Origin of the sequence: Sporosarcina sp. ACRSM (assembly GCF_022346545.1) — a bacterium.
Classification (GTDB): domain Bacteria; phylum Bacillota; class Bacilli; order Bacillales_A; family Planococcaceae; genus Sporosarcina.
In genome coordinates, this window is sequence record NZ_JAKRNU010000003.1 from 305133 (window position 1) to 317096 (window position 11964).

Consider the following 11964-nt stretch of genomic DNA (forward strand, 5'->3'; position numbering starts at 1 on the left):
ATGAGCGCAATAGCAACGGGTAGAATCTGGCATTTGCCAGATGACGTCGACACAGATGTGATTCTAGCGGTGAAGCATTTCTTAAATACCGCAGAAGAACGAAGTCAACATTGTTTAGAGAATTTGGTTCCGAATTTTGCAAAGGAAGTCAAACAAGGGGATGTGATTGTAGCCGGTAAAAATTTCGGGTGTGGTTCGTCCCGTGAATATGCGCCGGAAGCGATCTATACTAGCGGCGTCACTTGTATTGTCGCGAAATCCTTTTCAAGGCTTTTCTACCGGAATGCCGTGAACATCGGCATTTCATTAGTGGAAAATGCAGACATTCAAGCGCATTGCGCAGATGGTGATGCCATTCAAGTGGACTATGAAAATCGTACCATCGAAACGAATGGAAAAGTATACAAGATGCCTAGATTTCCTCGGCATTTAGAGGAAATCTCCCGTGTCGGGGGCTTGGTCAATTACCATCGCCAACGAAATGAATTAGCAGAGGAGGGTGCAAACTAATGGGGCATACACTTGTCGAAAAATTGATTATCAAGAACAGTGGTGACGCGTCCATTAAGCCGGGAGATATTGTTGTTGTGCATCCTGATTGCTATATGACATTGGATATTTACGCACCATCCGTCGTTCAAAAGCTCGAAGAAATGAAGTTCGATAAGATTTTATATCCTGAAAAAGCGGTGCTCTTCCTTGACCATTTATTGCCATTAGGTAAACCGAATATTGATTCGCATAGTCTGGATAAAGCGATTGAACTGCATGAGAAATATGGCATTAAGAGAATTGAAAAAGGCACAGGCATCTCCCATACGATCATGCACGAAAAAGGGTATGCCAAACCCGGTATGATTGTCATTGCGACCGATAGTCATACGACGACCTATGGCGGTGGTGGATGCTTGTCCACAGGGATTGGCTATACCGAAATGGCGGCCCTGCTTGGCACTGATGAAATCTGGTTGAAAGTACCGGAGGCCATTAAAGTGTATTTGGACGGTCAACTGAAGCCGAATGTTACAGCGAAGGATATCGTGTTAAAGCTGGTCGGTGATTTGAAGGCGGACGGCGGGCAATACAAATCACTGGAATTCACGGGTCCCGGAGCTCATTCATTATCCATGAGTCAAAGATACACCATCTGCAATATGGCGCTGGAAGCCGGAGCGAAGTGTGCGTTATTCGAAGCGGATGACAAGACGGCTGCGTATTTTGATATGCCGCTGGATGAAATCGATTGGATTACGGTCGATGAAGATGCCGAATATGAATCTGTTCTTCATTACGACTTGGACCAATTGGAGCCCCATATTGCAAAGCCTAAAGGTGTCGATGATGTGCATGATATTTCACAAGCCATCGGTGACCGCATCGATGAGGTGTTCATCGGGTCTTGTACGAACGGAAGCATTGAGGATATGGCGGTCGTCGCGGAAATTCTTCATGGCAAACGAATCGCCCCTTATTTAAAAATGATCATTATTCCTGCATCGAATGTCGTCTTTAAGGAATCGATCAAACGAGGGTATATTGAAACGTTCTTACGAGCGGGAGCTTCGGTGTCCCATCCGAGTTGTGGGCTTTGTGCGGGATTCCCGTTTGGTCTATTGAGTGATGGCGAGGTGGCGGTCGCTACGAGCAATCGGAATTTTGTAGGAAGAATGGGGAGCAAGGGCTCTTTTGTGTATTTGAGTTCGCCTGCGGTTGCAGCAGCATCCGCGCTAGCCGGAGTCATTGTTGCACCAGAGACGGTTGCACTGTAGGGGGCATGTTGTAGAAATCTAGGGTAGGGGTGTGTTCGATCATGGGGGAAAATGAATTTGATTTAGTCGTTCTAGGGGGTGGAACCGGTGGCTACGTCGCCGCGATTCGTGCCAGTCAGCTAGGGATGAAAGTGGCGGTGGTTGAAAAGGACAAGCTTGGGGGAACTTGTCTGCACCGCGGCTGCATCCCGTGTAAGGCGCTTCTGCGCTCTGCAGAAATCCACCATACCGTTAGGGAAAGTGCTGAATTCGGGGTGGATGTTTCCACTATTTCCATTAACTTTTTGCAAATGCAGGAAAGAAAGCAAAAAATCGTTGATCAACTGCATAAAGGTGTTCAATATCTGATGAAAAAAGGAGATATCAAGGTGTTTCACGGAGAAGGGCGAATCATGGGCGCTTCCATCTTTTCGCCACAAACCGGAGCAGTTTCTGTCACTCGGGATGATGGTGAATCCGAGATTGTAGTCCCCAAAAATTTACTGATTGCCACAGGTTCGAGACCACGTACACTTGCCGGATTGGAAGTGGATGGTGTCGACGTCCTAACAAGTGACGAGGCGCTTCAACTCCAATCATTGCCAAAGTCGATGATTGTAGTTGGAGGTGGCGTCATCGGGATTGAATGGGCTTCTTTACTGAACGATTTGGGGGTGGATGTACAAATCGTGGAATTTGCGGACCGGATCCTACCTTTAGAAGATGTGGACATCAGTAAGGAAATGACGAAGTTATTGAAAAAACGGAAAATCCAAGTGCACACGGGTGCTAAGGTTCTCCCAGAAACAATTGTAAAGAATGATGAAACCGTTTCTATCCAAGCGGAGAAGGATGGCTCCGTCATGACGCTTGAAGCGGAAAAAATTCTCGTCTCGGTTGGTCGTGTGGCAAATGTCGAAAATATTGGGCTAGATAATACCGAAGTGCGCGTAGAGCAAAACGTCATACAGATTAACGACTATTACCAAACAGCTGAAAGTCATATTTATGCGATCGGGGATGTCATTGGCGGCCTGCAATTAGCGCACGTCGCTTCTCATGAGGGGATTCTCGCTGTCGAACATATGGCGGGCCTTGCGCCTCGTCCGATGGATACCACCAATGTACCGAAAGTGACCTATAGCCGCCCTGAAATCGCGAGTGTCGGTTGGACGGAGCAAGAGGCTAAAGAAAAAGGGATTTCTGTTAAAACGGGCATCTTCCCGTTCCAAGCGATTGGCAAGGCGTTAATCTATGGTGAAAGCGATGGCTTTGTGAAGATCGTGGCCGATGAAAAAACGGATGATTTGTTAGGTGTTCATATGATCGGCCCTCATGTCTCTGACTTAATTGCAGAAGGCGCTTTAGCGAAAGTGTTGGATGCAACGCCATGGGAAATCGCTCATACGATTCACCCGCACCCGAGCCTGGCAGAGATCATGGGAGAAGCGGCCTTGGCGGTAGACGGACTGGCGATTCATGCATGATTTATTGCAATGGATATAAAAGAAAACCTTAGGAGGGTAAATCCATGAGTATAACAGAGACGATGAACGAGAACAGACATCTAGCGCTAGGCTTGTCAGACGAAATGGTGTTGAACATGTATGAGGATATGGTGTTAGCAAGAAAAGTGGATGAGCGGATGTGGCTCCTCAATCGGGCCGGCAAACTGCCTTTCCTTGTTTCTTGTCAAGGCCATGAAGCGGCACAAGCAGGGGCGGCTTATGCATTGAATAAAAAGAAGGATTTCCTCTGCCCGTATTACCGCGACATGGTCATGGCCATTGTTTTTGGAATGACGGCAAAGGAATTGATGCTATCGGCATTTGCCCGAGCGGAAGACCCGAACAGTGGAGGACGCCAAATGCCAGGACATTATGGCAGTAAAAAATATAATATTCTTTCGGGTTCCAGTGTCGTGACGAGCCAAGTGCCGCATGCAGTCGGCATTGCTTTAGCCGGCAGAATGAAAGGAGATCATCCTGTCGTGCTAACTTCTTTTGGGGAAGGGTCGAGTAATCAAGGAGAGTTTCATGAAGCCGCGAATTTTGCAGGCGTACACAAGTTACCCGTTATTTTCTTCTGTGAAAATAACCAGTATGCCATTTCGGTCCCTCTTTCGAAACAGGTAGCTTGTGAGAATATTGCGGATCGGGCAATCGGCTATGGGTTTGAAGGGGTGACGGTGGATGGGAACGATCCCCTCGAGGTCTACAGGGTCATGAAAGAGGCGGTCGAAAAAGCGGAAAATGGAGGAGGCCCTACGCTGGTCGAAGCTGTCGTCAACCGCTTAACCCCTCATTCCAGTGATGACGATGATCGATCTTATCGTCCTCGTGAGGAAGTGGAACAAGCTAAGGAGAAAGATCCTCTCCTCACATTTAGTTCTTATTTAAAGCAAGTTGGACTATTAGACGAGCAGAAAGAGCAAGAGATTCACAAACGGATTGCTAAAGAAATTGACGAGGCGACTGAATATGCCGAGAACGCGCCAAATTCGGAGCCGGAATACGCCCTTAAACATGTCTACGCAGAATAGGAGGAAAAAACAATGGCAGTGACATCTTATATAGATGCAATTACGCAAGGCTTACGAGAAGAAATGCAAGCGGATGACCGAGTCTTTGTAGTAGGAGAGGATGTTGGAGTTCGAGGAGGCGTGTTTCGGGTAACGCAGGGGCTCCATGAAGAATTTGGAGAAGACAGAGTCATAGACAGTCCGTTATCCGAAGCGGCCATTGCGGGTGTATCGGTTGGGGCAGGAGCCTATGGAATGAGACCGGTGGCGGAAATCCAATTTGCAGAGTATATCATGCCGGCTGTGAACCAGATTGTGAATGAGGCAGCAAAGCTCAGATATCGCTCGAACGGCGATTGGAATTGTCCGATTGTCATTCGTGCACCTTATGGAGGAGGCGTTCATGGAGCCCTTTATCATTCTCAAAGTGTGGAAGCGATGTTTTGTAACATTCCCGGTTTAAAAGTAGTAACGCCATCCACCCCGTACGATGCCAAAGGATTATTAAAAGCGGCGATAAGAGATGAAGATCCTGTCCTGTTCTTTGAACATAAGCGATGCTATCGATTCATCAAAGGAGAGGTGCCGGACTCCGATTATATCGTACCGATTGGTCAAGCGGATATTAAGCGGCAAGGCGAAGACATTACCGTTATCTCTTATGGACTTACCTTGCATTTTGCTTTGGAGGCTGCTGAAAAATTAGCAGTCGACGGATATAGCGCGCATATTTTAGATCTGCGAACGCTTTATCCACTCGATAAGGAGTCGATTGTCGAGGCGGCTCGTAAGACAGGGAAAGTATTGATTGTTCATGAGGACAATAAGGAGGGAGGTGTGGGAGCTGAAGTGGCCGCTTTGATTTCGGAGGAATGCCTTTTTGAATTGGATGCGCCAATTAAACGTCTTTGCGGCCCAGATGTACCTGCCATGCCTTATAGTTCGCCGATGGAGAAGTTCTTTATGTTGAACCCGGACAAAGTCTATCAAGCGATGAAAGAGTTAGCACAATTTTAATCGTATATGGAGGAGAATATGGCTGAGAACATTTTGATGCCCCAACTAGGGGAAAGTATAACGGAAGGTACGATCACCAAGTGGATGGTCAATGCCGGCGATAAAGTTAATAAATATGATCCCATCTGTGAAGTCAATACCGATAAAGTGAATGCGGAAGTACCTTCTACCTTTAGTGGCATCATATCCGAAATCATCGTCCAAGAATGGGAAACTGTAGAGGTCGGAACATTGATCTGCACCATCAAGACGGAAGGTGAAAGTGAAGAACACGGAAATACGGTAGACACTGAACCTGTCAAGCATGAAGAGCCTCTTGCTGTTCCGCATCAAGAAGGCATGAAAAAGCGCTTGTCACCGGCCGTGTTAAAACTTGCTGAAGAGCATCATATTGATATTTCTACCATGACGGGCACAGGAAATGGAGGTCGGATCACGCGTAAAGACATCCAAGCGGCTATAGAAGGGAAGGGACAAGAAACGGCAACCGCCGTCAAACAAGCAGTAAAGTTTGAAAGCGCTTCAACAACTGCTGTACCAGCCGCAAAAGAACAGAAACCGCTCACTTCCATCGAAATACCTGTTCATCAACAGGATCAAGTCATACCGGTTACTGCAGTCCGTAGAACCATCGCGGATCGAATGCTACAAAGTAAGCATGAGGCCCCTCATGCTTGGACGATGGCCGAGTGTGATATTACAAATCTAGTAAACTATCGAAGTAAAATAAAAGATGAATTTAAACAACAAGAAGGGTTCAATTTGACCTTCATGCCCTTTTTTATTAAAGCGGTCGTAGAGGCTTTAAAGGAATTTCCGATGTTAAATTCGCAGTGGGCCGGCGATCAGATTATTGTCAAAAAAGGGATTCACATTTCCATTGCCGTGGCGACAGACGATGCACTTTATGTGCCCGTCATTAAGGATGCCGACCAAAAAAGTATTTTCGGGTTGGCGAAAGCAGTCAATGATTTGGCGGAAAAATGTAAAACCGGAAAGTTAACGATAGAGGATATGACGGGTGGAACGTTTACTGTGAATAATACCGGCTCGTTTGGTTCGATTCTATCGGCTCCCATTATTAATCAACCTCAAGCGGCGATTATGAGTGTCGAAGCGATCACGAAAAGGCCTGTCGTAGTGGATAACATGATTGCGATCCGCGATATGATGAACCTTTGTCTTTCTTTGGATCATCGAGTATTAGACGGTCTTGTGTGCGGAAGATTTTTGCAGTCTGTTAAACAGAAACTACAAATTATGGATATGGATATAAAACTTTACTAAATGAAGAATCGGAAGGAATGGGACATTATGTGGTTTGAATTAACGGAAGAACAATCGATGATCAAAAAATTAATTCGTGAGTTTGCTGAATCGGAAGTAGCGCCTGGCGCAGATGAAAGGGACCGAACAGGTGAATTTCCAGAAGAGGTTTTCAGTCAGTTGGGAGAATTGGGGTTAATGGGACTTCCATTCCCTGAACAGTACGAAGGAGGCGCCGCTGACACGATCAGCTTTGCGATTGTCGTTGAAGAATTAAGCCGGGTTTGCGCCTCTACCGGGATTACGTATTCCGCGCATATTTCGTTAGGGGGAGCCCCCCTTCATCTATTTGGAACGGATGAGCAGAAGCGGAACTATTTATCACCACTATGTACGGGTGAATACTTAGGCGCTTTTGGACTCACTGAACCAAATGCGGGTTCAGATGCGGGAGGAACTCGAACCACCGCCATTCTCGACGGAGACGAATGGATTATCAATGGATCCAAATGTTTTATCACCAATGCCAGTTATGCAAAAAACCTTGTCATTACAGCGATAACGGATCGCTCCAAAGGGATGAACGGCATTTCGGCATTCATTGTCCCGACGGATGCGCCAGGGTTTACCGTCATTAATAATTATGAAAAGTTAGGTCTCCATGCTTCGAATACGACGGAATTAGTACTCGACAATGTACGCATCCCGAAAGAGAATCTTCTAGGAGAAGAAGGACGGGGCTACAAACAATTTTTAGCCACGCTGGATGGAGGACGAATCGGCATCGGTGCGATGGCTGTTGGTCTGGCACAGGGAGCCTATGAAAAATCCTTGCAATATGCGAAAGAAAGAAAACAATTCGGGAAAAATTTAGCTGAGTTTCAGGCGATCCAGTTCAAGTTGGCGGATATGGCCATGAACATTGAAGTAGCCCGTAACATGGTGTACAAAGCAGCTTGGTTAAAGGATCAGGGGAAAGCGTTTAAAACGGAAGCGGCGATGGCTAAATTATTCGCTTCGGAAATTTGCATGAAAGTTTGTGATCAAGCCGTCCAAATTCACGGAGGCTATGGCTATATGAGGGAGTATCAAGTGGAGCGTTTCTTCCGTGATGCAAAACTGTTAGAAATCGGAGAAGGCACTTCTGAAGTACAACGAATGGTGATTGCTAGACAAATTTGCAGTTAATGATGAAACGAACGCGTGATGAAACTAAAAAATCTATTCTAAAATAGGAGCGATAAAAATGAGTGCAATTGAAACAAGCATGGCAGGAAGTGTATGGAAGGTATTAGTGAAAGTTGGAGACCGTGTGGAAGAGGGACAAGATGTAGTCATTTTGGAATCCATGAAAATGGAAATTCCGATTGCAGCCGAATCCAATGGAACAGTTAAGGAAATTAAAGTGAACGAAGGTGACTTTGTGAATGATGGGGACGTTATTGTAGAAATTGAATAACACCTGAACGAAAACCCCCTTCATTAAGAAGAAACTTCTTAATGAAGGGGGTTGATTTATAGTAATAGGGGGGCCAGAAAAGAAAGAATCAGTAACGTAATCGCTCCACCTATCCGTGACGAGATTTGCAAAAAGGGCATGAGCTCCATTCTGTCTGCCGCACTCAGTACTGCCAAATCTCCGGAACCTCCCATATCCGCCATGCCAAGTCCGGCTGCAATAGCCGTTTCAACGAAGTAGAATCCGATGATTAAGCCGAGAAATCCAGCAGCTAACGTAGCGATTATCACGGTAATAACCGTTAAACTGAGATAACTCGGATCCGTGATGATTTTAACAACACCGGCAAAATCGATCATTCCTGCACTAATCATCACGAGGATAGCCGGAACAAGCGCTTTGCTGATGAAATCATACCAATGTTCAGTCGCTTTTTCGATTTGCGGTGGCAAGGCACAGAAAATTTTTAATGCTGCAGCGCCTAGAATGATCCATACGGTTGCATGGAGCCCTGGAATGACACTAGCTAATATCCTTGCAAGTACAAAAATGGTCGTTGCAAAAATAATCCCGATCATTAAGTTGTTAATGGAAAAAGGATGGGCGTGACTCTCTTTTTTACCGAAATCCATTCTCTTTTCGCCGTCTTTCAATCTCAACATTTCACCGTCACCCGAGAAATACTTCGGTTTCTTTTTTCTTTTGCCAAGACCATTCAAAACACCCGCTAAAATGATACAAATCATATTCGAGACTAAAACCGCTGGTGCAATTCTTTCTAAAATGGTTCCCGCACTTTCTCCGCTGCTTGCGGCAAAAATTTCGGCCATCGGGATAGCACCTGCTGTCATTCCGCCACCCATAACAGGTCCGACGACAAAAAAGATGGTTTCTGTGAACCCGAAACCTACTAAATGACCAAGTAATCCGCCAACGGCCATCGTTGCAACTATGGCACCGATAAGTGGAATGAAGTATCTTGTGCCGACTTTTAATAACATTTGTCGGTCCATACTTAAAATACTACCCACGACAATACCGGAAATAGCCAAATCAGCAAAACTGGTAAAAAAGCTTTCCGTCAGAGCACCAAAGCTTTGCGGAAAGATCCCTAAATACAGAAAAAGTGCCGGGATAATGATACAAAGAATGGCTCCGCCGCCAAAGGTATTAAATACGGGGATCTGGTCACCGATCCATTTCAACGCAAGCCCAAGAACCATCGTCACGACCAGGCCACTCGCCATATTATCGGGCAAAACTTCCATATAGATACCGATTAATATAATAGTGACAATGCCAATGAAAAGATAAATGTTAATCCCGGCTATTGTTAATTTTCTTTCCCTTGCCATTTCAACATTGGTGTTTAACACTACACTCTCTTTTGTACTCATTTGACGCAACCTCTTTTCAAATGTTTTTTTGTAAGCGCTGTCTTTTCGGAGGTGTTGGAATCAACAATCAGTTTAGTTTCATTTTTCAAATAATTTAACGTTTAAGGTGGATATGTTTTTAACGGTTGCTTGTTTATATTCATTCCCCCCGTTTGACCAAGTTTTTAGTTTATCTTCATTCAGCAGAAGACTCCTACCTCTGTAGGTAGTGAGATGAATGCGGTTTTGTTTTCCTTGTTCAGTGGTTGTTCAAACACCTGCTGAATGAAGATAAAGCCTCCGGCGGATGTCACAGATTTTGAAAGGAGTTAATTGCGAATCGAACGGCGAAGGGTTCGATTTGCCGTATTTCTGCGTTCTTTGCAGAAATTAAGGCACCAGCCATTAGAAAGCGCAATTCAAAATCTGGACGCAATCACGCCGAGGCGCGATTGATAAAACTAATTGTCCATATTATCTTGCAATTTACATGCCAACAATAGAAACCTATTTCCTTCCGGCATCCGACGTTTGAAAATGAAAAGATAGTTGTTGCTTGCAACGTTGCGAAACTAGAAATGCAACAATTGCAACAATTTCATTCAAAAGCGAATCCATTTTGTAAAGGGGAAAAATAGCGGGATTAGGACAATGAGGTAGAAGGGGAGTCCGCTATTTTGCTACGATAAGCATTGATAAGCGGAAGATGTATCACCTATAATTAAATTTGAAAACCCTATTTATTTTGAAAACACTGGTGGTAGAAGTACGCTGTTGCACTTCTATCAAATAGGATTGAGGGATTTTGCTGTGAAAGAGAAAAACGAAAAACAATTAAAGTTTTATGAAACCATTTTAGATTTATCGCATTCGGGCATCGTTGGCGTGGACAAGGATGGACGCATTATCTTGTACAATCAGCCCGCTGCGGATTTTCTTGGTGTTCCCGTGCAACAGGCCATTGGAAAATTGGTGACGGAAGTAAATCCGGATCATCCCGGTTTAACAAGGGTTCTTTCGGAGAAAAGTGTGCAGCTTGATCAACTGCGAAAACTGGGGAAGCGTACAGCGATTATTAATCGGGCGCCTATTTACATGGACGATGAATTAATTGGAGCTGTTTCAACCGTACGTGATATCACGGAATTACAGCAATACGAAGAGACGATGCGGCGAAAAATGGTGCAACAGGGGTTGCAAGCGAAATGGACTTTAGAGCAGATGGTCGCCAAATCGAAGTCCATGGAATCCCTGCTAGCATTGGCAAAAAAATACGCTCTCACCGATTCCACTGTTTTGTTGCAGGGGGAATCAGGGACGGGTAAAGAAATGTTAGCGCAAGGCATACACCGGGCCAGCCGACGGAAAACAGGTCCTTTCGTAGCGATCAACTGTGCTGCCTTACCGGAGAATTTACTTGAGAGTGAATTATTCGGCTATGAAGAAGGTTCTTTTACAGGAGCAAGAAAGGGAGGCAAACCTGGGCTTTTTGAAATGGCTCATCATGGCACGATCTTTTTAGACGAGATGGGCGAGTTGCCCCTCGTTTTACAAGGGCGTTTATTACGTGTTTTGCAGGAGAAGGAAGTCATGCGTATTGGCGGCAACAAAGTGATCCCGGTGAATGTCAGAGTCATTGCTGCTACCAACAAAAATTTGGTGGACCAGATGCACGAAGGCTTGTTCCGAGAAGACTTATTTTTCCGATTGGCGATACTTGTTTTGAAAATCCCTCCCTTACGCCAGCGAAAAGAGGATATCCCTTGGCTGATTGAAGCTTTTTTGCGTAATGAGGACAAGGCGAATACCTTACAGATCACAGAGGAGAACATGCAAAAACTGCAGAACTATTCTTGGCCTGGTAATGTACGTGAGTTGAGCAATTTTATTGAACGCGCATTGGTTTTGCAAGATACAGGGGAATCGATCGATTTGTTGGACTCTCATTTATGGATAAATGCTGAGAGACAAACCGTGCAAAAAGGGAATAACTCCTTAACACCTGCGATGGGAGAAACGGAAGAGGAACAGATTCAACGAGTGTTAAAAGAAGAAGAGGGCAATATGGGGCGGGCGGCCAGACGATTAGGTATTCATCGTACAACTTTATGGAGAAAATTAAAAAATATGGAAAAATGATTTGAGAAGTGAATGGTGCAGCTAAACGAACACTCTAGTTATGCTATACTTGATACTGAAATCATAACATTGAAAAAAGAATAATGGAGAAATAGGTTTTCAAACAGTTGGACATAATTGTTTGGAACGAAGAGGGAAGTTGGTGAAAGTCCAACACGATCCCGTCACTGTAAGCGTTGAAGCGACTAAGATGAAATCCACTGTGTATTAGACATGGGAAGGAGTTAGTTAGCTGATGAGACGTAAGTCAGGAGACCTGCCTATTTTGATTGTTAAGCTTCCTCGAGGAGGGAATGTTTAAAGTGTGTACATAGGATGCCAGGCACCCTAACGCTTTTTAAACGCGCCTTCTTTTAGAAGAGCGCTTTTTTTGATGTGAAAAAAGGAGAGAAGAAATTGAAGAATTTATTTCAAAAATGGGGTTTACTCAGTTTTGTA

General features: G+C 44.9%; 10 protein-coding genes and 1 riboswitch. Of the genes, 9 read left to right on the forward strand and 1 reads right to left on the reverse strand.

Features of this window, described 5'->3' with window-relative positions:
• The 8 genes from MHZ95_RS07155 to MHZ95_RS07190 all read left to right on the forward strand — a co-directional run bounded on the left by MHZ95_RS07155 (nucleotide 1) and on the right by MHZ95_RS07190 (nucleotide 8011).
• Entirely contained in the window at nucleotides 1–510 is a 510-nt protein-coding gene (locus MHZ95_RS07155; RefSeq protein ID WP_239389922.1) for a LeuD/DmdB family oxidoreductase small subunit, read from the forward strand.
• Entirely contained in the window at nucleotides 510–1769 is a 1260-nt protein-coding gene (locus MHZ95_RS07160) for a 3-isopropylmalate dehydratase large subunit (protein WP_239389923.1), read from the forward strand. Before MHZ95_RS07155 ends, MHZ95_RS07160 begins: the two co-directional genes overlap by 1 nt.
• A gap of 41 nt (nucleotides 1770–1810) precedes the next feature.
• On the forward strand, nucleotides 1811–3235 hold the full coding sequence (gene lpdA, locus MHZ95_RS07165) for a dihydrolipoyl dehydrogenase (protein ID WP_239389924.1): 1425 nt from the start codon (nucleotides 1811–1813) through the stop codon (nucleotides 3233–3235).
• Between the two features lie 62 nt (nucleotides 3236–3297).
• Nucleotides 3298–4290 carry a thiamine pyrophosphate-dependent dehydrogenase E1 component subunit alpha gene (locus MHZ95_RS07170; protein WP_239389974.1) on the forward strand — a complete coding sequence of 331 codons (993 nt, stop codon included), beginning with the start codon at nucleotides 3298–3300 and terminating at the stop codon, nucleotides 4288–4290.
• Between the two features lie 12 nt (nucleotides 4291–4302).
• Nucleotides 4303–5286, forward strand: a complete 984-nt coding sequence (locus tag MHZ95_RS07175; protein ID WP_239389925.1) for an alpha-ketoacid dehydrogenase subunit beta — start codon at nucleotides 4303–4305, stop codon at nucleotides 5284–5286.
• An 18-nt stretch (nucleotides 5287–5304) separates the two neighbouring features.
• Complete coding sequence (locus MHZ95_RS07180) at nucleotides 5305–6573, forward strand: dihydrolipoamide acetyltransferase family protein (protein ID WP_239389926.1); 1269 nt, start codon at nucleotides 5305–5307, stop codon at nucleotides 6571–6573.
• A 27-nt stretch (nucleotides 6574–6600) separates the two neighbouring features.
• Nucleotides 6601–7740: an acyl-CoA dehydrogenase gene (locus MHZ95_RS07185; RefSeq protein WP_239389927.1), complete on the forward strand. Its 1140-nt coding sequence runs from the start codon at nucleotides 6601–6603 to the stop codon at nucleotides 7738–7740.
• 52 nt (nucleotides 7741–7792) lie between these two features.
• Entirely contained in the window at nucleotides 7793–8011 is a 219-nt protein-coding gene (locus tag MHZ95_RS07190; protein ID WP_370642942.1) for an acetyl-CoA carboxylase biotin carboxyl carrier protein subunit, read from the forward strand.
• Nucleotides 8012–8067: 56 nt separating this feature from the next.
• Here the strand turns inward: MHZ95_RS07190 and MHZ95_RS07195 are convergent, their stop codons facing one another.
• Nucleotides 8068–9408 (reverse strand): 2-hydroxycarboxylate transporter family protein, encoded by a 1341-nt coding sequence (locus MHZ95_RS07195; RefSeq protein WP_239389929.1) that lies wholly within the window; start codon nucleotides 9406–9408, stop codon nucleotides 8068–8070.
• 789 nt (nucleotides 9409–10197) lie between these two features.
• Between MHZ95_RS07195 and MHZ95_RS07200 the strand changes: the two genes are divergently transcribed.
• Nucleotides 10198–11526, forward strand: coding sequence for a sigma-54 interaction domain-containing protein (locus MHZ95_RS07200; RefSeq protein ID WP_239389930.1), 1329 nt, complete (start codon nucleotides 10198–10200; stop codon nucleotides 11524–11526).
• A 76-nt stretch (nucleotides 11527–11602) separates the two neighbouring features.
• A riboswitch (cobalamin riboswitch) is annotated at nucleotides 11603–11804 on the forward strand.
• Nucleotides 11805–11964: the final 160 nt, after the last annotated feature.